The organism is Streptomyces sp. ActVer, from assembly GCF_027270795.1.
Lineage (GTDB): Bacteria > Actinomycetota > Actinomycetes > Streptomycetales > Streptomycetaceae > Streptomyces > Streptomyces umbrinus_A.
This window is the reverse complement of the sequence record NZ_JAPWHT010000013.1, coordinates 31,209-51,922: the sequence shown is the minus strand read 5'-3', so window position 1 is coordinate 51,922 and position 20,714 is coordinate 31,209. Positions and strand designations below refer to the sequence as shown.

General features: G+C 70.8%; 18 protein-coding genes. 9 read left to right on the top strand and 9 right to left on the bottom strand.

What is annotated here, in order from left to right; all coding sequences use genetic code 11:
- Positions 1-257: 257 nt before the first annotated feature.
- The 3 genes from O3Q52_RS04140 to O3Q52_RS04130 all read right to left on the bottom strand — a co-directional run bounded on the left by O3Q52_RS04140 (position 258) and on the right by O3Q52_RS04130 (position 2,437).
- Entirely contained in the window at positions 258-515 is a 258-nt protein-coding gene (locus O3Q52_RS04140) for a hypothetical protein (protein WP_269647398.1), read from the bottom strand.
- On the bottom strand, positions 512-835 hold the full coding sequence (locus O3Q52_RS04135) for an NUDIX hydrolase (RefSeq protein WP_269647397.1): 324 nt from the start codon (positions 833-835) through the stop codon (positions 512-514). The genes O3Q52_RS04140 and O3Q52_RS04135 overlap by 4 nt, the downstream gene beginning before the upstream one ends.
- Before the next feature lie 162 nt (positions 836-997).
- A complete protein-coding gene (locus O3Q52_RS04130; RefSeq protein WP_269647396.1) occupies positions 998-2,437 on the bottom strand; it encodes an ankyrin repeat domain-containing protein in 1,440 nt (479 codons plus the stop codon).
- Between the two features lie 220 nt (positions 2,438-2,657).
- Here O3Q52_RS04130 and O3Q52_RS04125 point away from each other — a divergent pair, with 220 nt between their 5' ends.
- Positions 2,658-3,590 carry an FAD-dependent monooxygenase gene (locus tag O3Q52_RS04125; RefSeq protein WP_269647395.1) on the top strand — a complete coding sequence of 311 codons (933 nt, stop codon included), beginning with the start codon at positions 2,658-2,660 and terminating at the stop codon, positions 3,588-3,590.
- A 373-nt stretch (positions 3,591-3,963) separates the two neighbouring features.
- On the opposite strand, the gene O3Q52_RS04120 is transcribed toward O3Q52_RS04125, so the two are convergent.
- From O3Q52_RS04120 to O3Q52_RS04110, 3 genes are read right to left on the bottom strand one after another with little or no spacing between them, the layout of a single operon-like run.
- A complete protein-coding gene (locus O3Q52_RS04120) occupies positions 3,964-4,479 on the bottom strand; it encodes a signal peptidase II (protein ID WP_269647394.1) in 516 nt (171 codons plus the stop codon).
- A 3-nt stretch (positions 4,480-4,482) separates the two neighbouring features.
- Positions 4,483-6,447, bottom strand: coding sequence for a cation-translocating P-type ATPase (locus O3Q52_RS04115; protein ID WP_269647393.1), 1,965 nt, complete (start codon positions 6,445-6,447; stop codon positions 4,483-4,485).
- Positions 6,440-6,823, bottom strand: coding sequence for an ArsR/SmtB family transcription factor (locus O3Q52_RS04110; protein WP_369124161.1), 384 nt, complete (start codon positions 6,821-6,823; stop codon positions 6,440-6,442). The genes O3Q52_RS04115 and O3Q52_RS04110 overlap by 8 nt, the downstream gene beginning before the upstream one ends.
- Positions 6,824-6,914: 91 nt before the next feature.
- Here O3Q52_RS04110 and O3Q52_RS04105 point away from each other — a divergent pair, with 91 nt between their 5' ends.
- From O3Q52_RS04105 to O3Q52_RS04095, 3 genes are all read left to right on the top strand, one after another.
- Positions 6,915-8,435 carry an MFS transporter gene (locus O3Q52_RS04105; RefSeq protein ID WP_269647391.1) on the top strand — a complete coding sequence of 507 codons (1,521 nt, stop codon included), beginning with the start codon at positions 6,915-6,917 and terminating at the stop codon, positions 8,433-8,435.
- Between the two features lie 44 nt (positions 8,436-8,479).
- Positions 8,480-9,091, top strand: a complete 612-nt coding sequence (locus tag O3Q52_RS04100) for a class I SAM-dependent methyltransferase (protein WP_269647390.1) — start codon at positions 8,480-8,482, stop codon at positions 9,089-9,091.
- Between the two features lie 142 nt (positions 9,092-9,233).
- A complete protein-coding gene (locus tag O3Q52_RS04095; protein ID WP_269647389.1) occupies positions 9,234-10,598 on the top strand; it encodes an alkaline phosphatase in 1,365 nt (454 codons plus the stop codon).
- A 122-nt stretch (positions 10,599-10,720) separates the two neighbouring features.
- Here the strand turns inward: O3Q52_RS04095 and O3Q52_RS04090 are convergent, their stop codons facing one another.
- From O3Q52_RS04090 to O3Q52_RS04080, 3 genes are all read right to left on the bottom strand, one after another.
- The gene (locus O3Q52_RS04090) at positions 10,721-12,478 is read right to left on the bottom strand and encodes a tyrosine-type recombinase/integrase (RefSeq protein WP_269647388.1); all 1,758 of its coding nucleotides are present in this window, start codon (positions 12,476-12,478) and stop codon (positions 10,721-10,723) included.
- An 11-nt stretch (positions 12,479-12,489) separates the two neighbouring features.
- The gene (locus O3Q52_RS04085) at positions 12,490-12,789 is read right to left on the bottom strand and encodes a helix-turn-helix domain-containing protein (RefSeq protein WP_269647387.1); all 300 of its coding nucleotides are present in this window, start codon (positions 12,787-12,789) and stop codon (positions 12,490-12,492) included.
- 154 nt (positions 12,790-12,943) lie between these two features.
- Positions 12,944-13,510, bottom strand: coding sequence for a helix-turn-helix transcriptional regulator (locus O3Q52_RS04080; protein WP_269647386.1), 567 nt, complete (start codon positions 13,508-13,510; stop codon positions 12,944-12,946).
- Between the two features lie 299 nt (positions 13,511-13,809).
- Between O3Q52_RS04080 and O3Q52_RS04075 the strand changes: the two genes are divergently transcribed.
- The 5 genes from O3Q52_RS04075 to O3Q52_RS04055 all read left to right on the top strand — a co-directional run bounded on the left by O3Q52_RS04075 (position 13,810) and on the right by O3Q52_RS04055 (position 20,689).
- Positions 13,810-15,312: a DnaB-like helicase N-terminal domain-containing protein gene (locus O3Q52_RS04075; protein WP_269647385.1), complete on the top strand. Its 1,503-nt coding sequence runs from the start codon at positions 13,810-13,812 to the stop codon at positions 15,310-15,312.
- 249 nt (positions 15,313-15,561) lie between these two features.
- Positions 15,562-16,896: a hypothetical protein gene (locus tag O3Q52_RS04070; protein ID WP_269647384.1), complete on the top strand. Its 1,335-nt coding sequence runs from the start codon at positions 15,562-15,564 to the stop codon at positions 16,894-16,896.
- 310 nt (positions 16,897-17,206) lie between these two features.
- Positions 17,207-17,548, top strand: coding sequence for a plasmid mobilization relaxosome protein MobC (locus tag O3Q52_RS04065; RefSeq protein WP_269647383.1), 342 nt, complete (start codon positions 17,207-17,209; stop codon positions 17,546-17,548).
- Complete coding sequence (locus O3Q52_RS04060) at positions 17,545-19,260, top strand: relaxase/mobilization nuclease domain-containing protein (protein WP_269647382.1); 1,716 nt, start codon at positions 17,545-17,547, stop codon at positions 19,258-19,260. Before O3Q52_RS04065 ends, O3Q52_RS04060 begins: the two co-directional genes overlap by 4 nt.
- Before the next feature lie 145 nt (positions 19,261-19,405).
- Positions 19,406-20,689 (top strand): hypothetical protein, encoded by a 1,284-nt coding sequence (locus O3Q52_RS04055; RefSeq protein ID WP_269647381.1) that lies wholly within the window; start codon positions 19,406-19,408, stop codon positions 20,687-20,689.
- Positions 20,690-20,714: the final 25 nt, after the last annotated feature.

Here is a 20,714-nt window from a genome sequence, read left to right as displayed (position 1 = left end):
GTTGGGGGCAACCCCTCACGAGTTCGAATCTCGTATCCTCCGCCAGTGCCTCACCGGGCACGATGTCGAAGGGCCCCGCCGTTCGCGGTGGGGCCCTTCGTCGTGCGTGGTTGCAGTTTTGGTCTCAGTTGTTGTGATTGGACCGGGGCGGACTTTGGTGAACGGTGATCTGGTTCACCGTGACTGTGGCTTCCCCTCGGGGGGTTTGGTGGTCCAAGTGATGCGCGGTGGTACGACCCGCGCGCACAGGGGCCCAGTCAGCGCCGGCTTCGCACGCGGCGTTCGGCGGTGAGCGCCTGTTCCATCAGGCAGCCTGCGATCTCCTTGCGACGCCAGGAGAGGAGATCGACGGCACGATCGGGCGGAACCAGGCGCCGCGCTACCGTCTCGTGCTCCGGCCGCCACGGCCCGAGCTCGACCCGCGCCCACCAGCGGCTCTGGTAATGGCTCGTCGGCCCGGCCGGTGCCTGGGGATCCCACACGTGCTGGCAGGCGAGGTAACGACAGCTGGTCACCCTGGCACCCGCCTCCTCAGTACCTCGCGGACAAGGGTTTCGGCGGGATCTTCGCCAAGCTCGACCTGGCCGCCGGGGAGATTGACGAACCCGTCGCCGAGGACCACCAGCACGACCTGCCCGCCGGGCGTGAAGCAGATCCCGTATGTCTGGGTCACCAGCCGTAGCGGCGGACGCCAGCCCGGCGCCATCAAGGTGAAGACCGCGGGACGGTCGACCTCATCGACGGGCTGCGGGCCGACGCGCGGATCAACAGGACCTCCCGGGGCACCCGTCGCAGAAGCATCGTCGGAAGCAGCAGCGTCACGGTCGTCAGCCACGATTCCTCCGTCGCACGCGAGTTGACATCGCACACACTTCCCCTGCGGCTGCCTGTGGCCGGCCGTCGAGCACGGCACGGGCCGCCGACAACACGGTCACCCCGGGCTGCTCGCTGGTCGGCCTGGCCAGTATTGGCCAGGACCTTGGGACCTTGCGATGTCCTACGCCCCGAGGCCCCGCAGGTAAGCCGCCACGCGGTGCTTGCCGCCGTGCTCGGCCCAGCCGAGCGGGGTCGAGTCGTGCTCGGTGTCCTTGATCGTGGGGTCGGCTCCGAGTTCGATCAGCGTCCTGGCCGTGGCCACGTCGTCGTTCCAGGCCGCTTCGTGCAGCGGGGTGCTGCGGCGCAGGTGGTTCACGTCGAAGCCGAGCCCGGCGAGCAGCCGCACCGCCGCAGGCTTTCGCTGCTCGGCCGCACTGTTGATCAGCTCCGGGGACCGGTCAAGGGCTCGCGCCCTCAGCTCCGGGCCGAATCCGGCCACCGCGTCAGCGTCACCGCGCATACAGGCGGCGGTGAACGCGTCCATCTCATTCAATACCGCCGAGGCGCCCGCTGCGGCGAGGATCTCCGCGACCTCGGTGTGTCCGCGCAGGGCGAGCTCGTAGGGTGTGCGTCCGCCGTGCGCCGGATGCCCGCCGAGGCCGTCCACTTCGGCGCCGTGGGCGAGGAGCAGCCGGGTCCGCCGCGGGCCGCCCCGCAGCGCGGCGGTGGCCAGCTCGTCGCGCAGCATCTGCTGCGGGGACTGCAGCGTCGCGCCCAACAGGGCCTGCCACGGCCCGCCCTCGCCGCGGCCCAGGCCGAACTCCAGCAGCAGCTCAAGGTGGGTGGTGTCGTCCGAGAACGAGCCGCCGAGCCCGCGGTTGTACAGGGTCTGGCTGTCGTTGGGGTCCGCCCCGGCCTCCAGCAGCAGCCTGGCCAGCGCCAGGCTCTGCGGATGTGGTGGCTGGTCGTCCTCGCCGCCGCCGAAGGCGCCGGTGAGCGCGGTGAACGGCGAGGTCAGCCCGTCCCACAGGTATCCGGCGTTCGGATCGGCGCCGTGTGTGAGGAGGAGCCGGGCCGCCTCAACGGACCGGCCGGGAGCCTCAAGGCGCGCGTAGGCCAGGTACAGCAGTGGCTCCCACCGGAAGGGGCCGCCCTGGGTGCGGGCGAGGCGTGGGTTCCGGGCCAGCGCCTGTGCCAGCGCGTCGGCCGAGCCGGTGGCCGCCATGGTGAAGACGTTCGTGCCGGCCAGCTCCGGGTGTCGGCCCAGCAGCAGATCGGCCTCCCGGGTCCGGCCCGGGGTGTCCGCGCCGTAGGTGAGGCAGGCGAGCCGCAGGAACTCCTCCGAAGGATCGTCTATCACCTCGACCCGGTGCGGCGAGCGGGAATACCGCTCGACGGTGCCGATGTGTTCCTTCAGCCTGGGCCAGCTCACGAAGCCGTACATGCGGGCGGTGACGAGCTGCGCGTCGGACAGTTTGAGCGTCTGCGGCGCACGGGGATGGAATTCGGTGACCAGCTTGAGCGCCTCGGGCCATCCCGCCTTCACACACTGAAGCAGTGTCTTGGCCTGCTTGCGGAGCCGTTCGATGCTGGGGTTGTCGGGCAGGCAATGGATGGGCACAGGGGCCTCCCTTCCGTCTGCGCCTGGTGTCCGCATGATCAGGCCGGAAAAGAGGTCGGGCCGGGTCCTTCGATGAACATCAGGTGGGCTTTGCCCTTCCCGCGGACCGGACGCGCCCTGAGCGCAGGCCCACCCTACGCCGCCAGTCGCACGCCCGCGCAGGCTCTCCGCCACAGTGCGTGCGCGCCACGAAACCGCCGGTCGGCTGGAGCCGGACGCCGTGCACACGTACATGACCGGGGCCGGGATGCTGCTCTTCTTCCCACTCGGCTCGCCCGCCACCTGGCGGATGCTCGCCATGCGGTCGCCGGGTGCCCCGGCCGCCGGGGTCGGGCTGCGGCTCCTGCAGGGGATCGTCGACGAGTACACGGGTGACCGGCTCGTGTTGCGGGACCCAGTGTGGATGACCGACTTCCGGCTCCACAACCGCGGCGCCGCCCACTATCGCTCCGGGCCCTTCTTCCTCGCCGGGGATGCTGCCCACATCCACAGCCCGGCCGGCGCCCAGGGCATGAACACGGGCATCCAAGACGCCCTCAACCTGGGCTGGAAGCTCGCCCTCGTGTGCCGAGACAGGGCGCCGGATGAACTGCTGGACACGTACGAGGCCGAGCGCGCCCCGGTCGGCCGCAGTGTGCTGCGCTTCACCGACCGTGCCTTCACCATCGGCACCAGCAACAACCCCGTCATCCGCTTCGCCCGCACCCGACTCGCTCCGCGCCTGGCCCCGTTGGCGCTGCGCGCGAGCGGCCCGCGCGGGCTCGTCTTCCGCACGGTGTCGGAGCTGGGCATCCACTACCGGCGCAGCCCTGCCACCACCGCCGGTCGGCGGCCGGGGAGGAACGGTCCGCGTGCGGGCGACCGGCTGCCCGACCTGCCCCGCGGACTCCAGGCACGGACCGCCGGTCCGGGCTGGCACCTGCTCCTGTCCGGGCCGCCTGCGCTCTGGACCGATGAACAACTCGTCTCGGTCCTGAGTGGACGGCATGACCTGGTCAGCGTGCACCGGCTCGGCAAGGAGAGTCCGTGGCCGACGGTGGCCCACGGGCTCGTACGCCCTGACGGGTACCTCGCCTACGTCGCTCGCGGCACGCACCTGGAAGGGCTGCACGCGCACCTCGACCGTTGGCTCCACGCGCAGCACCCTTCATGATGTGCGCGCCCGCAACCGCGCGCCCCGCCCAGGAGGGGCCGATTGAAATCGTTGACACCGCGAACGGACCGTATGTGCGGCGCACGCCCTCTGCGCTGCCCCTGCCGTCCGGCGTGCCTGCCGTCCGGCGTGGAGCACAGCCCGACTTCGTCTTCCGGTCCGCCTGCGCCGGCAAGGGCTCCGGGCGGCGCAAGCTCGGCGACAGGCTGCTGCGGATCAAGGTGGCGCGGACCTGCCGCTGGGCCGGGCCCGACGAACGCCGGTGTCCCCGGTGCGGCGCTACTGGATGAGCGTGCGAGGGAGCCGGCCGGCAGCAGGAACGCCGCGAACAGAAGGAGCACGAGGTCAGCCACAGCGTTCCCCGCTGCCGTCGTCAGGTGGTGGTGGCAGGTGCGTTCGCGTTCGCGTGCTCGTTCTGGTCGGTGCGGAGCCAGGACAGGGCGGCTACGGCGATTCCTCCGCAGACGATGAAGACGTCGGCGAGGTTGAAGGTGGGCCACCAGCCGGTGTGCAGGTAGTCGGTGACGACTCCGTCGGCCGTGCGGTCGATCAGGTTGGCAGCGGCGCCGGCGAGGATGGCGGCGAGCGCCGCGGCGGTGGCCTTCGACGTCGGGGCCGTGCGCCAGGCGAACACGCCCACACCGGCGGTGATCAGGGCGGTGAGAGCGATCACCACCCAGGAGGGCAGGGTGTCGCCCATGGAGAAGGCGACGCCGGGGTTGTAGGCCAGGCGCAGTTGGGCGAAGCCGGGACCGATCGGCGCGTCGGCGAGGCTGTCCTTGGCCCAGGTTTTCAGGGCGAGGTCGAGTCCGGCCAGGGCGGCGGCGCCGGCCGCGAGGGCCGTGCGCCGCCTGGCTGCCGAGGACCCGCGGGGGGTGTGCTCGGGCATGGTTCAGACTCCTGCCGTCGCCGGGACGGGCTGCTCTGCCGCGACGGGTACTGGTGCGGGGGGAAGGGGGCGGGTGCGTCCGGCGCGGACGCCGTTGCCGATGACGACGATCTCGAAGAGCTCGTGGACGGCGACGACGGCGGCCAGGCCCATGACGCCGAAGGCGGACAGCGGGATGAGCAGGGTGATCAGGCCGAGGGACATCCCGACGTTCTGCAGCATGATCGCGCGGGAGCGGCGGGCGTGGTCGAGGGCCTGGGGCAGGTGGCGCAGGTCCTCGCCCATCAGTGCGATGTCCGCGGTTTCGATGGCGACGTCGGTGCCCATGGCGCCCATGGCGATGCCGGTGTCGGCGCTGGCCAGGGCGGGTGCGTCGTTGATGCCGTCGCCGACCATGGCGACTGGACGCTGCTCACGCAGGGCACGGATGAGGGTGGCCTTGTCCTCGGGGCGCAGGTCGGCGTGGACCTCGGTGATGCCGGCCTGGGCGGCCAGGGCGGTGGCGGTGCGCTGGTTGTCGCCGGTGAGCATGGCCACGGTGTAGCCGGAGCCGTGGAGGCGGGCGACGACCTCGGCGGCCTCCGGGCGCAGTTCGTCGCGTACGCCGATGGCACCGATGAGGTGTCCGTCGTACTCGACGAGGACGGCGGTGGCGCCCATGTTCTGCAGGGCGGTGACGTCCTCATCGAAGCTGCCGGGCTCGATCCAGCCAGGCCGTCCCAGGCGGGCGGGGCGGCCGTCGACGGTGCCGGTCAGTCCGGCGCCGGTGACCGCCTCCACCCCGTCCGCCTGCGGGTGTTCGGGGGCGGCGGCCAGGATCGCGCGGGCCAGGGGGTGTTCACTGCGGGCCTCCAGCGCGGCAGCGATCTCAAGGACCCGCTTCTCGCTGCGGCCGTCGGCGGAGACGGTGCGGATGACGGTGGGCTCGTTGCGGGTCAGGGTGCCGGTCTTGTCAAGCGCGACGGCGCGGATGCGGCCGAGAGCTTCGAGGGCGGCGCCGCCCTTGACGAGGACGCCCAGGCGGCTGGCGGCGCCGATGGAGGCGACCACGGTGACAGGGACGGAGATCGCGAGCGCGCACGGGGAGGCGGCGACCAGGACGACTAGGGCCCGTTCGATCCAGGTCTGCGGGTCGCCGAGGATGCTGCCGGTGACGGCGATGATCGCGGCGAGGATCATGATGCCGGGCACCAGCGGCTTGGCGATCTTGTCGGCGAGGCGCTGAGCCTGGCCCTTGCGGGACTGCTCGGCCTCGACGATCTTCACGATGCGGGCCAGGGAGTTGTCCGCGGCGGCGGCGGTGACCTCGACCTCCAGCACGCCGGTGCCGTTGATCGACCCCGCGTACACCGCGCCGCCCTCGCCCGCCTCGACGGGGACGGACTCGCCGGTCAGCGCGGAGACGTCGAGTGCGCTGCGGCCGGAGCGGATGGTGCCGTCGGTGGCCACGCGCTCACCGGGCTTGACCAGGAGCACATCGCCGATCTTCAAGGTGGCCGGGTCGACGGTGACCTGGGCCCCCTCGCGCAGCACGGTGGCCTCGCTGGGCACCAGGTCCAGCAGGGCGCGCAGGCCGCGGCGGGTGCGGGCCAGAGAGTACTCCTCCAGACCCTCGCTGATGGAGTAGAGGAAGCCAAGCATGGCCGCTTCCTCGACCTGGCCCAGGACGACGGCTCCGACGGCGGCGATGGTCATCAGCGTGCCGACGCCGATCTTGCCCTTGGCCAGGCGGCGCAGGGTGCCGGGCACGAACGTCCAGGCGCCCGCGGCCAGTGCTAGTGCGTTCAGGACGAGTTCGACCGTTTCCGGGCCGTCGGCCAGGCCGGTGACGAAGCCGGCCAGCAGGAACACTCCGGCGACCGCCGCCCACTGCAGCTCGCTGACCTGCCAGATCTTTTCCGGTGCCGACTCCTCGGCGTCGTCACTGGTGCGCGGCTCGTCGCCGCTGCATCCGCAAGCGTCACCCATTGCGCAGTCCTTCGCTCTCGTTGCCGGCCGCGGCGCGGCCGTAGTTCGGGCACAGCTCGACGGACTCGCCAGTCGCGGCCAGCAGTCCTTCGGCGGCGGCCAGCAGGTCCATCAGTTCGGGGCGGGCCAGGAAGTACCACGACGAGCGTCCCTCGGGGCGCGAGTCGGTCAAGCCGCACTCGCGCAGGCACGCGAGGTGCGAGGAGACAGTCGACTGCGCCAGGTGCAGCTCGGTGCTCAGGTCCACGACTCGGGCCTGGCCGACGGCCAGTCGCCGCATGATCGCCAGTCGTGTGGGATCCGCCAGACCGCGGAAGAGTGCCGCCGCGGCACCCAGTTCGGCGCGCGGTTCGGTGGCCGCGCCCCCTCTATTCATCGCCATGCGGCGATGATAGCGTGTCTCGCAATTGATCGGTATTCTTCGATGACATCGGACTTTACCGCTACCGATGTGTTTGGGGGTTGCGATGGTGCGAACAGAGAGCGCGAAACGCTGGTGGGCGCTGGCGGCACTCGGGCTGGGCGTGCTGACCCTGGGCTTCGACATCACGATCATGAACGTGGCGCTGCCCACGATCGCCACCGAACTGTCGGTGGGCACCGATGCGCTGCAATGGATGGTCAACGCCTACGTCCTGGTGCTCGCCGGACTGATGCTCGCCTGTGGGGCACTGGGGGACCGCTACGGGCGCAAGCGGCTCATCCTGATCGGCCTGCTGGTGTTCGGGATCGCCTCGGCGGTCGCGGCCTGGGCCGACTCGGCGGGCCTCGTCATCGCCGCCCGCGCGCTGATGGGTGTCGGCGGGGCGATCCTCATGCCGATCGCGTTCGCCGTGGTGGCCGTCCTGTTCGCGCCCCACGAGCGGGGCAGGGCGATCTCGGTCCTGGTGATGGGGCTCGGGGTGGGCATCCCGCTCGGACCGATCATCGGCGGCTGGCTGCTGGAGCACTTCTGGTGGGGATCGATCTTCCTCATCAACGTGCCGATGGTCCTGCTCGGACTGGTCGCGATCGCGTTCCTGCTGCCGGAATCCCGAGACCCCGCCCCACCGCGGCCGGACGCGGCCGGCGGGCTGCTGTCCACCCTGGGACTGGTGGTCCTGGTCTACGGGCTGATCGAAGCGCCGGGCCGCGGCTGGGGCGACCCGCTGGTGCTGGGCGCACTCGCGGCAGGCGCGATGCTGCTCGCCGTGTTCGTACGGTGGGAACTGCGCACCGCGGAACCGATGATCGACCTGCGGCTGTTTCGCCGGCCGCAGTTCCTGTGGGGCAGCATCGCCGGGGTCCTGGTCACCTTCGGCCTCCTCGGCCTGTTGTTCGTGGTGCCCCAGTACCTGCAATTGGTGGAGGGCTTCGACGCGTTCGGGACCGGCCTGCGGCTGCTGCCCCTGATCGGCGGTCTGGTCGTGGGGGCGCCTGCGGGAGAGAGGCTGGCCGCCCGGGCCGCCTATCGCGCCCCGGTCTCGCTCGGCCTGTTGCTGGTGGCCGGAGGGCTGGCCGTCGGCGCGGCCACCGAGGTGGGCTCCGGCTACGGGTTTGTGGCCGGGTGGCTGGCGGTGGTGGGCCTGGGGACCGGGATGGCTCTCTCGCCGGCGATGGAGGCGGTCCTGGCCGCTCTGCCGCCGGATCGGTCCGGATCCGGCACCGCCATCACCATGACCCTGCGCCAGGCCGGAGGGGCCCTCGGCGTCGCCGTGCTCGGCAGCCTCCTCGCCCAGGGCTACACGGACAGGCTGGCCGTCTCCCAACTGCCCGGCCCGGCCGCCGAGGCCGCGCGCGACAACATCGCCGGCGCCCTGGCCGTCGCCGAGCGCCTCGGCCTGCCCGCCCTTGCCACTTCAGCCCGCGACGCCTACGTGCACAGGATGGCCCTCGTTCTGACCACCACTGCTGCCATCGCCCTGCTCAGCGCGGTACTGGCCGCACTGTTCCTGCCTGGTCGCCCAGTCCGGTCCGCCGACGCTCCGGTGGAGCGGAGCACGGTCTGACACACCTCAGTCACGCCCCAACCAGAAAGATGGGTGAGCACCCCATGCTGATGAACCGAGCCGAGACCCTGGTCGTCAACAGCCCGCCCCGCCGGTGGCTGCAGCGCCTGTACGAGGCACCGCTCCTGGCCCGGCTCGGCGGACGGACCGCCGGGGTCCGCGCCGCCGAGATCGGCTGCGGATCCGGGTACGGCACGAAGCTGATCCTGGACACCTTCGGCGCCGCGAGCGTTGACGCCGTCGACCTGGACCCCGCCATGATCGAACGGGCCCGACGCCGGTTGACCGCATACGGCGACCAAGTCCGGCTCGCGGTCGGCGACGCCACCGACCTGCGCAGCGTCTTCGACGCCGAAGACGGCACCTACGACGCGGTGTTCGACTTCGGCATCGTCCACCACATCCCCGCATGGCGAGACGCCGTCGCCGAAGTCGCAAGGGTGCTCCGGCCCGGCGGCAGGTTCTACTTCGAGGAGGTCACCGCTACCGCCCTGGCCCGCCCCACCTACCGGGCCCTGTTCGACCACCCCGCCAAGGACCGGTTCACCGCGGGCGAGTTCCTGGCCGAACTGCCCCGCCATGGGCTGCACATCGGGGAACAGTGGCGTACTCGCATCGGGGCCGACTACCTGCTCGGCGTCGCCGAACGCAACTGACCCGTGCCGATCGCCGAGTGCGGCCGACCCGACGATCGACTCTTTGGATGCCGAGCACCAGAATGTCACCTTCGGTTCACCAGAGGCTGTTGGTCTGGGCTTCGCTGGCACCCGCCCTCCCGCTTCCTCAGGAGTCACTCGCATGCACAGACCGTCCCGCCGCCACCTCACGGTCGCCACCGCTCTGGTCGCCGCCACCGCTGCCGCCGTGGTCGTCACGACCGCCGCCGGTGCCTCCGACACCCAGCAGCAGGCCCAGAACGCTGTCAAGGGCGGGAAGGCGAAGAACGTCATCCTGCTGATAGGCGACGGCATGGGCGACTCGGAGATCACCCTCGCCCGCGACTACACCGTGGGCGCAGGCGGCCGCCTGAACATGGACAAGTTCCCGATGACCGGCGCCTACACGACGTACGCCGTGCACGCGGACGGCACCCCGGACTACGTGACCGACTCCGCCGCCAGCGGCAGCGGCTGGGCCACCGGCACCAAGACCGTCAACGGCCGCATCTCCAAGACGCCCGGCACGGACAAGGCCGTCCCGACGATCCTGGAACTCGCGCAGAAGAACGGGTACGCGACCGGCAGCGTGACCACCACCGAGCTCACCGACGCCACCCCGGCCGTCCTCGCCTCGCACGTCAGCGACCGCTCCTGCCAGGGCCCGGCCGACGTGGCCAAGTGCACGAGCGACACCATCGCGGCCGGCGGCCCCGGCTCCATCGCCGAGCAGTCCGTCAACCACAAGGTCGACGTGCTCCTCGGCGGCGGCAAGCAGCGTTTCGACCAGAAGGTCACCGACGGCAAGTACAAGGGCCTCACGGTCACCGAGCAGGCCCAGAAGCTCGGTTACCAGGTCGTCACCGACTCCTCCGGGCTGAACAGCGTCAAGGCGGGCAAGCCGGTCCTCGGTCTCTTCGCCAGCGGCAACGTTCCGGTGGAGTGGACCGGCAAGGCGGCGGCGGCCGGCGGCACCGACCCGCAGCGGTGCGTCACCTCCAACCCGAACCGCCCGGCCACGACCCCTAGTCTGGCCGACTCGGCGACGAAGGCGATCCAGCTTCTCGAGGCCAAGCAGAAGCAGCGCAAGAGCGAGCAGGGCTTCTTCCTGCAGATCGAGGGCGGCTCGATCGACAAGCAGGACCACGCCGCCGACCCGTGCGGCCAGATCGGCGAGACCGCCGCCTTCGACCGCGCCGTCAAGGCCGCCCGCGCCTACGCCGCCAAGCACCCCGACACCCTGGTCGTCACCACCGCCGACCACGGCCACACCAGCCAGATCGTCCCGCTGGAGGCCACCCCGCCCGGCCTCTCCTCGACCCTCGTCACCAACGAGGGCCAGCAGCTGAAGGTCAACTACTCCACCAACACCCCGGGCCAGTCCCAGGAGCACACCGGCACCCAGGTCCGTATCGCCGCGCAGGGCCCGCAGGCGTACCGCGTCCTCGGCGTCACCAACCAGACCGACCTGTTCACCACCGTCCGCGAGGCACTGCGCCTGCGCTGATCGCCGTGAGCCGTGGAGGCCGAGCGAGGGGGAGACCGACTACCGGTCTCCTCCTCTCTACGAGTCCGTAAAGGGCGGTGGGCCGCACCGGTCCCGGTGCGGCCCACCCATTTCAACAGCGACTACCGTTCATCGCCGTCGCCGTACTTACTTGGATCCTTTGCGCGATCCACAGCCTGTGCGCAAGCCGCAGCAAAGGCCGCCGCCACAGCTCCTTCATCTGTACCGCTCGCCCGAACGTCGATTTCCCCTCCCAGCCGACGAACGGCGTTCCAGCGCACGACCTGATCGGTGTAGAGGTCCGTCTCGAACTCCCAGACGTCCACCGACCATTGATCAGGGCGAACCGTGGACTCACGCGCCCCGCCAGGCAGGAAGACCGCGTGGGCGTGATGCACGACGCGGCGGTCGGGGAGACGGTCGCGGACGGCGCTCAGGCCACCAAGGCCCTCCCGCTCCCACTTCCGCCGGTCCCACTCCTCCACCTCGGCCGTCTGCCCTGGCCGTTCGGAGCGCCAACGGCCCACGAGGAAGTCGGCGTGCCCACGATCGCGGAAGGGGACGAGGTGCGCGCCTGCGCGAGCGACGTAGACCAACAACCCAGCAGGAGCGTGGTCCTCTTCGGTGCCCTCTTCTCCTCCGCCAGCGGCCATAGGCCACAGCAGCCCGCCGACCTTGGCGGCCGTATCCCTCAGAACGCGACCGGTCAGGTGCTGGTATCGGCGGCGCATCCGGGCGGAGTTGCCGGGCTCCCAGCCCATGATCCGGTCCACCACGGCGTCGGGGACGCCGAGGATGAGCAGGCAGGTCGCGGCAGTGTGGCGGGCGTCGTGGAGGCGGCCGTCGCGGACCTCGGCAGCCTTCAACAAGTCCTTCCACCTGTGGTAATCGGTGTTGGGGTTGAGCGGCTCGCCGGTCGGCGAGGTGAACACATACCCCTTCTCGACCCACAGGTCGCGGGCGAGGGCTCGCTCGCGGGCCTGCTCCTCCTTGTGCTGCTGGAGCAGCTTCAGCAGCTCCTCGGGGACACCGATCGGGCGCTTGCCCGCCTTCGACTTCGTCCCCTTGGTCTCCTTACGGATGTTGACCTTCTGCGGGCAGTACCCGGGCTTACGGCCGCAGCGATTGCCGCAGCCGTGCTTGTAGCGGGGCCGCAGGCGGCTCTGCCGTACGCGGATCACACCGGTATCGAAGTGGACGTCTTCCCACGTCAGGCCGAGAACCTCGCCCTGGCGCAGGCCGAGTGCGAGGGCGATGACCCAGCGGGCGGTGTTGCGGTGCTTCTCGGCTTCGAGGAGCAGGCGCTGGACCTCCTCGATGGTGTACGGCTCGACCTCCTCTTCCTCCAGCTTCGGCGCCTTGGCGATCGAGACGGGGTTGAGGGTGATGTGCCGCCGCCGTACGGCCTCGTTGAGGGAGGTGTTCAGGGTGCGGTGGGCCTGGTGCGCGGTGCCGGCGGCGTTGCCGGCCTCCTGCATCGTCTTGTAGAGCCGCTCGATGTGCTCGGGTTCGAGCTTCTCCAGGCGATGGGCTCCCAAGCCGGGGATGAGGTGGCGGTAGACGGCGACCCGGTAGCCGTCGATCGTGTACTCGCCGACGCTCGGCGCGGCGATGTTCTCCACCCAGTGCGTGAGCCAGGTCTGCACCGTCCAGCGCTGGCCGGCCTTGCGGACGCTGCCGCCGTCGCGCTGGCGTTCCAGCTCGCGTACGACCTTGGTGATCTCGGCGCGCGTCTTGCGGCTGGCGTGGCGGCGGTCGGGGCTGCCGTCGTCCTTGACGCCGACGGTAACGCGGCCGTGCCAACGGCCGTCCTTGCCGAGGTAGATGGTGGAGGCGCCGTTGGGCTGCCGGGACGTGCGGGGCTTCTTCGGCTGTGTCATGTGCGCCCCGCTCAGGCCGCGGCGCCGAAGTCCGAGGTCCGATAGCGGCGGGCCAGGAATTCTCCGACCGCCTCGGCGGGTATGCGGCGCAGGCTGCCGATCTTGACGGAGCGGATCTCGCCGGACGAGACGTACTCGTACATCTTCGTGCGGCCGATGCCGAGACGGCGGGCGGCCTCCTCGACGGTGAGCCCGACGAGGGTGGGGTCACCGGGTACGTCGTCCCGCTCGGGCATCAGGGCGCGCAGGGCTCCCTCGGGGATGCCGAGCAGCTGGGCGATCTGGGTCACGGGCAGGGGGAACTCGGGCAAGAGGGCTCCTCACCCCGGTCACGTACGGAGCGCCAACTCCGGTCGGACCGGTCGTGGTGATGTGGGTGGTGGTTGGGCGGTTGCGCAGACGCGCGAAGGTGCCGCAGGGGGAAGCCCTGGGTGTTCCAGCACCGAGGGCTTGGCGGCAGGTGGGCTACTCGTCGACGTCAGCGTCGGCGGCAGCCGACGGCTGGTAGGCATCCCCGAGCCAACGGGTCAGCCGGGAGCGGGCTCCCTTGTGGCGGTGGAAGTCGCCGTTGGAGGCCGCGTCCAGTTCAACGGCCAGCATGTTGCGGACCATGGCGTCCTGGTCCGGGTTGGCCTTGGTGTACTCCCGGAGCTGGTCCTGGATGGCGTCCATGGACTTGCCGAGGGAACGCCATTCCTTCCACTGCTCGACGTACTCGCCGATCAGCCGGCGGATGATCGGGTTGGCCATCTGCCCTGGCGGACTGGACAGTTCGTCGAGGGTCATGTCGAAGACCTTGCAGAAGCCGAGCGCCTCGTCGGTGTTGACGCGGCGGCGCGGCTTGCCGCTCTCGATGCGCCAGATCGCGGACTGGCCGATGGGGTGGCCGACCTCGGCCATCTTCTCCGCCAGGGTGACCGAGCTCCAACCGCGCGCTTCGCGCTCCAGCTTCACGCGCTCGGCGATGTGGTCCTCGACCGGTGGCCGCGCGTTCGTGGCGCTCGCGTCGTCTTCGCCCTTGCCGCTGGCCATCTTCACCTCCTCGTCGTGCGGGTCTGCCGTACAGCTGCGGCCTAGGGTGAACCAGTTAACATCATTTGGAAGCCGAATGCAACTAGACGTCTCCCAAATGCTCGGGGTAGACTTATGGAGTCCGGCGGTGAACGCGGCTGGACAAGCAGAAACCCCCGGTGCTGGAACACCGGGGGCGAAGCGGAAACCCTCACAACCGCCCAACCATGACGATCTGGACCGGTGGCCGGAGTTGGCGCTCCATGTGGCCTGCCGGGAGAGGAGTCCTATTGACCCAGAGTACGGGTCACATGCACGAGATGCCATCGCACGTCGGATACGGCCCCACGCTGTCTCCGGGCGAGTCTGCGCAGGCTCCTTTCAACCTGGAGGCCGAGAGCGCGGTGCTCGGCGCCTGCATGCACGACAGCGACGTCATCGACACGGTCCGGCCCATCCTGGGCGACGACGCCTTCTATCGGCCCGCGCACGAGACGGTCTGGCGTGCGCTGCTCGCCCTGCACCGTGAGGGCAGGCCGACCGACCCGATCGTCCTCAGCGAGCTGCTCCAGGAGCAGGGGGACTTGAAGCGTGTCGGCGGAGCCGTCTACCTGCACCAGCTCGCCGGTGCGCTCTACGACGCCGGTAGCGCGGAGCACCACGCGGAGATCATCCGCAAGAAGGCCGATCTCCGCCGCCTGCACGCCTCCGCCGTGCGAACCGTCCAGCGCGCCCAGGAGCCGGGCGCCGACCCCGACGAGATACGCAGCGAGATCGAAGCGGAAGTCCGCGCCGAGCGCGAGCGCGCTCTCGCTTCGGGACAGGGTCGCCTGTCCCGCTTCGCCGTCGACGGATGGATCTTCATCACGGAGACCGGCGCGAGCGCCGAACCCCTGTGGGGAACGCGCGACAAGACGGTCTGGGCACCGGGCGAGAGCCTAATGATCGTCGGCGCACCCGGGGTCGGCAAGACCACCCTGGCCCACCAGGTGGTCTTCGCCCGGCTCGGCCTGTCGGAGACGGTCCTGGAGATGCCGGTCGCGCCCAGCAGGCGGGTGCTCTACCTGGCCATGGACCGCCCGAAGCAGATCGCCAAGGCCATGGCACGTCGGGTCTTCGAGACCGACGAGAAGATCCTGCGCGACGGGCTCGTCGTCTGGCAGGGCCCGCTGCCCGCCAGCCTGGACAAGGAGCCCGACCTCCTCGCCGATCTCGCCGCCGCCCACCGGGCCGACACCATCGTGATCGACAGCCTCAAGGACGCCGTCAGCACGATGGTCGACGACAGCCTCGCGGTCGCCTTCCACAACGCCCGCAATCGCGCCCTGCGAGGCGGCGTGGAGATCCTGGAGCTGCACCACCAGCGCAAGGCCACCGCCGACGCCCCGCGCGGTCAACGCCCCAGCCTGGACCAGGTCTACGGCTCCACCTGGTACGTCTCCGGTGCAGGCAGCGTCCTGTTCGTCACCGGCAAGGCCGGCGACCCCGCCGTCACCCTGCACCACCTCAAGACCCCCACCGGGGAGATCGGCCCGCTGGACGTCACCCACGACCACGTGCGCGGCACCACCACGGTCGACCCCAGCAAGGACCCCGCCGTTCTGCTCCGCAACGCCGCGAACGGGCTGACCGCCCGAGAGCTGGCAGCCGCCCTGATCGGCGGCGACCCCGACCGCGCCGACGTGGAGAAGGCACGACGCCACCTGGGCCGCCTCGTCGACAGCGGCCTGGCCACCAAGGCCGACGGGATCGCCGGAGGTGCCGGAGGCGGGCAGCAGACCCGCTACTACGCCTCCGCACGCCACCTCACCGCCGTCGGCTGAGCCCCACAGGTCGTCGCGAAGCGATCACGCGACCGTACACGCGGCCCACTCGCTCAGACGCCGCCGTGAACCGCTCACAGCGCGCACGCTCACCGCAAAACTGCAGGTCAAGCGATCACGCGAGCGTCCACGCCGTACACGCGCCCAGGCGATCACGCGCGGGGCCCCCTTTAGAAGGGGGCCCGCGTGTACGCCCTCTCCGTGAACGCCTCTCATTCCCTCCCTTTCCTCCCCTTGGAGACCGTCTGCATGACGCTCGGCAGCACCGCACAAATAAGCGCCGACAGCGGCACCATGCCGCTCCTGCCTGACTGGACCACCTCGTCTGCGGCCGGCGTAGTCCTGCTCCTCGTCGTGGCCCTGCTCGCTGGATGGCTGCTGCGCCGACGCAACCGGACGCCCGGTGCCGGGCAGCGACGTGGCACAGCCGCCATCCCGGTTGCCGCCGTCGCCGCGATCGGCTGCACCGCCTACAGCGCGGACACCAGCTGGCGGTTCGCTGCCGACTACCTCGACATGGGCAGCGCCATCGAGCGCGCCGCGATGTTCGCCGCCGCCGAACTCGCCCTGTTCGCCACCGCGCTGATGGCTCGGCAGAACCTCAACGGCCCGAAGCAGGCGCCCGGCCTGCCCGGCACCCTCACCTGGGTGATCACCGCCGTCCAGATCGTGCCCGCCTACGCCGAGTCCGGCCCGGTGGGCGGCACCGTGCGGGCCTTTGTCGGCCCGGTCCTGGCGGCGATGCTCTGGCATCTGGCCATGGGCATCGAACTGCGCAGCCGCAGCCCGCACGCCGATTCCCGCAGCCTGACCGCTGTCCTCGCCCGACAGATGCGGGAACGGCTGCTGGCCCGCCTGGGGATCGCCGACCGGGACGCGGACGCCGCCCGGATCATCCGCGAGCGCGCCCTCGACCGGGCCGTCACCCTGATACTCCGGGCAGAGGCCATGACGCCCGAACGGCGTGCCAAGGGGCGAGGCCGGCGCCTCACCCTCCGTCTGCACCAGGCCCTGGAGCAGGCCGACGTCGACGGCGACAAACGCCAGGACGAGCTGCTGCTGCGCAAGCTCGCCACTCGGCAACAGGCCCTCGCTCTGGCCTCCATTCCCCTACCCCGGCGCTGGCCCACCCTCACCGCGGGCACGCCGAGCGGCTCCACGCCTGCCCGCCCGCGCGTCACAGCGACGAGGCGGGCAGCGAATCCGGGCCGCCCGCCCGAGAACGATGCGGGCGATGACACGGCCCACCGGGCTGCCCACCCGGAGCCCGAAAACCGCCCGCGCCGGCCCGCCCGCACCACCACGAGCCGGGAACCGAAACCGGGCGAGGAAGAGCCCGATGCCGATCCGGGCAAGGCCGCACGGGCGAAGCCGAACCGCCCGGGCCCCAAACCGCGCGCGACACGGGAAGTTCTCACCACCTACGCCCATCGCATCCACGGCAAGACCGGACGCCTCTCCCGCGACCTGCTGGAGGACACCGTTCGCGAGGACGGCTACAGCGTCGCCAGCGACACTGCCGGAGAGGTCGTCCGCACCGTCAAGGCCGAGCTGAAGGCCGCTCCCGCCGGCCACCCCCGCTGAACCCGCTCCCCCCACAACACCCAAGGAAGACCGTCGAATGCACGACTCGCACCACGAACTGCCCACCAGCCAAAAGGAGATGACTACCGCAGCCATGTCGGGAGCAAGTTGTACCGGAAGCGATGCTTCCGGAGTTCCCGCCCCGAGGGTGGCGGGAACAGCCCGGCGCCAGGGGGCACCGGGCAGTCAGGCTGCGACCGAGGGCGGACCGCAGCAGGGAGGATGGCGGCAGGCCGAGGCCGTGTCGACCAGACGTCAGCGTGCCCGTCTGCCGAAGTCACGCAAGCGACTGAAGCAGCCGAGCTGCCGTATGAACGACACCGAGTTCAAGCGATTCACCGCCGCCGCCGCGCACTGCCAGATGTCCAACGCCGCCTTCCTCGCCTACGCCGCCGACAAGGCCGCTCGCGACCTGAACCGCACCGCCGCCGAGATCGCCACCGAACGAGAGGTCATCAACGAGCTGTTCGCCGCTCGCCGGCACCTGGGCCGCATCCACAGTCTGTTCAACCAGGTCGCCAAGGCCCTCAACTCCGGTGCCGACGCACCCCACCTGGACGCTGCGGCTGAGGCCGTGCGCAGCGCCGCCCGCCGCATGGAGGACGCCGCCGATGCCCTACTCGCCCACCGAGACGGCAGTGCCCCGGCGTGATCCCCAGCATCCACAAGCGCGGCAGCGAGACCATCGGGCTGATCCGCTACCTCTACGGCCCCGGCACCGAAGAGGAGCACATCGACCCTCACCTGGTGGCCGCCTTCGACCCGCTCACCCCCGACCCCGGCCGCGACCCGAAGACCACCTACGAACAGCTTCAGCGCCTGCTCGACCAGCCCGTCAACACCCTGCCCGTAGACAAGCGCCCCGAGAAGCACGTGTGGCATCTGTCGGTGCGGGCTGCCCCGGAGGACCCGGTCCTGTCCGACGAGGACTGGGCGGCCATCGCCCGCCGCATGGTCGCCGCCACCGGCATCGCCCCCGACAGCGACGAGCAAGCCTGCCGGTGGGCCGCCGTCCGCCACGCCGACGACCACATCCACATCATCGCCACCCTCGTCCGCGACGACGGCCGCCGACCCCGTCGGCACAACGAGGCCCGCCGCGCCCAGGCCGAATGCCGCCGTATCGAAGCCGACTACGGGCTACGCCGCGTCGCGCCCGGGGACGGCACCGCCGCCAAGCGCCCCACGAGCGCCGAACGCCACAAGGCGGAGCGCGAGGGTAGGGAGCAGCCGGCGCGCGAGGAGCTGCGGGAGACCGTACGGCGGGCAGTGGCTGGAGCGACGAGCGAGGAGGAGTTCTTCGACCGGCTGGCCGCCGCCGGCCTGCTGATCCGCAAGCGCGTCGCGCCCTCCGGCGACCTGCTCGGCTACAAGGTCGCCCTCCCGGACAACCGCAATGGCGAGAAGGAGCCGGTGTTCTACGCGGGCTCCACCCTCTCGCCCGACCTGTCCCTGCCCCGCATCCGCAAACGCTTCTCCGGCGATAGCGATGCCCCCAGTCAAAGCGACAGCACACCGTCCGCCCGGTTCTCCGGCCCGGCTGCAGCATGGCGAAGTGCTGCCACCGCGGCGTGGCACGCACTGCTGATCATCGACAACGGTGAGGACGGCCAGGTGGCCGCGCACATCGCGGCAGCCGGCGAGGTCCTGGACGCACTCGCCAAGACCTCGGCTGCCCACACCCGCGATCAACTGCGCGAGGCAGCCTTCGTGTTCGAGCGGGCCACCCGCTCCCACATCAAGGCCGAGCGCGGGCACGATGGCGCCCTGCGCCAGGCCGCCCGCGACCTCGTCTACAGTGGGCCGGCGCTCGGCCGCGGGGAGGACGGCGCCACCACCGCGATGGCGATCGACATGCTGTTCTTCCTCGTCACCGCCACCGCCCACTGGCACGCGAAGAAGACCCATGCCCAGCAGGCCACCGCCGCCCACAAAGCCGCCGAACACCTGCGCACCGCCTACCACGCCGCCGCCGACGCCCCGTTGGGCGTGCTGTACCAGCGAGGCCGGCGCCTGTCCCAGCCCCTGCGCCAGAAGCAAGCCGCCCATCTTCGGGCGGCCGTGCCGGAGCTGGCCGAGCAGATCCTGGCCGAGCCGGGCTGGCACGCCTTGGCGGCCACCCTTGCCGATACCGAGAGCGCCGGCCACGACCCGGCCGCGCTCCTGGACAAGGCTGCCGGGCGGCGGGAGTTGGGCACCGCCGATTCGATCAGCGACGTGCTGGTGTGGCGGCTACGCCGCCTGGCCGACCTGCCCGCCGACGCGACCACGATGCCCGACCACATCCCCGCTGTGGCCAAGGGAAGCGGGCGCGTTGTCTCGTCCGCCCCGAACCGAGATGACCTGCCCCGCAAGACGCGGTGATGCAGGCGACCATCGCGTCGAAGATCTCCCAACCCGGGAGGCGATGACACACCCATCATGACAGGTCAGAGGTCGTTTTCGTAGGACGAACGGCACAGGCCACCAGGCTTGTTCGGCCCTCGCCGAGACACCCAGAATCTCCGCTATGAATCACTCGGGGAAAGTCGATCAGGACGACATATTGCGGGCGCGGAACATACTTCTCGCGTCGGGACGCCGCACTCCACGCGAGGAAGTCGACGCCTACCGGGTGCTCGCCCAGGTCAGCCCCGCCGCCTATCTGCCCCGCCTGGCCAGAGCCCTGCAACGCCTGAGCTACGACACCGGCTCCGGCAAACGCCATGCGGCCTGTCTCGCGCTGCGCGAGGAGGCGGTGGCCGCGGCGCGGGCCGTCGATCCGGCCGAACCTGCCCGTGCGGATCTTCTGTACGAGGCACTCGACACCTGCCAGAGAGAGCTGTACACCCTGGGCCGGCGCGCCGAAGGGCTCGCCATGCGCGCCGAGATGCTCGCCATCGGCCGGGCTCAGGCCGAACTATCCGGAAACCCTGCGGTCACGGGGCTGAGTAACTGGGCTGCCGGTCTCTCCGAGGAAGGCCGCTTTGCCGAGGCTGCCGATGCCCTGACCGAGTGGGTCGCGGCGATCCTGCCCAACGGGCCCGCCGAGGGGGCGCTCGCCTGGTCACTCCTGGAGTGGATCGCCGCTCTCCATGACGCGGGCCGGTCCGGTGAGGCACTCGCCGCGTTCGAGACACTCGTCAGCATGGAAGCGGTCGAGGCCGCGAACGACCGCGGCCCGATGGCCTGCCATCTCTACTCGCTGATCGGGTACGCACAGATGCTCGACGCCCGCGGCCGAGGCGAGCAGGCGGCTGCCGTACGCCAAGAGGCACTCGCCGTGCTGACGGAGTTGGCCGCCACCGGTGAGCGCAAGTCCTGGAGCGGCTACCAGGCGTCCTATTGGGCGGTGCTGCTTTCCTTCTCCGGCGCCGACAGCGAGCAGCCGACGTCCGGTGGACCACGTCCCCCTTCGGGGGCGACGCCCATGCGGTGGTCCCCCGATGCCAAGCAGCGCTACTTCGACAGCCGCATCGCTCTGCGTGAGGAGGTCGACACCCTTGCTCCCCGAGCCACAGAAGATCCGGACCAGCACCTGGCCGAACTGGTCCGGCTGCACCGCGTCCTCACCGTCCGCTCCGCCGTCTACTGGGAGTACCGCACCCATCTCTTCGCGGAGCGTGTGCGCCCCCTGTTCGATGACGCAGTGGGCCTGGCTCGCCGACTGAGCCAGCACAACCCGGCAGACGGAACCCCAACACTGGCCAAGATCCTGATAGACCGATCGACCTTCCACACCGCCGCCCGCGAGTACGGGCCCGCCCTCGATGACTTCCGCCGAGCCCTGAGCTACCTGGGGGAGGCCAACTAACGCGGGCCACCCGACGTCCGCATCA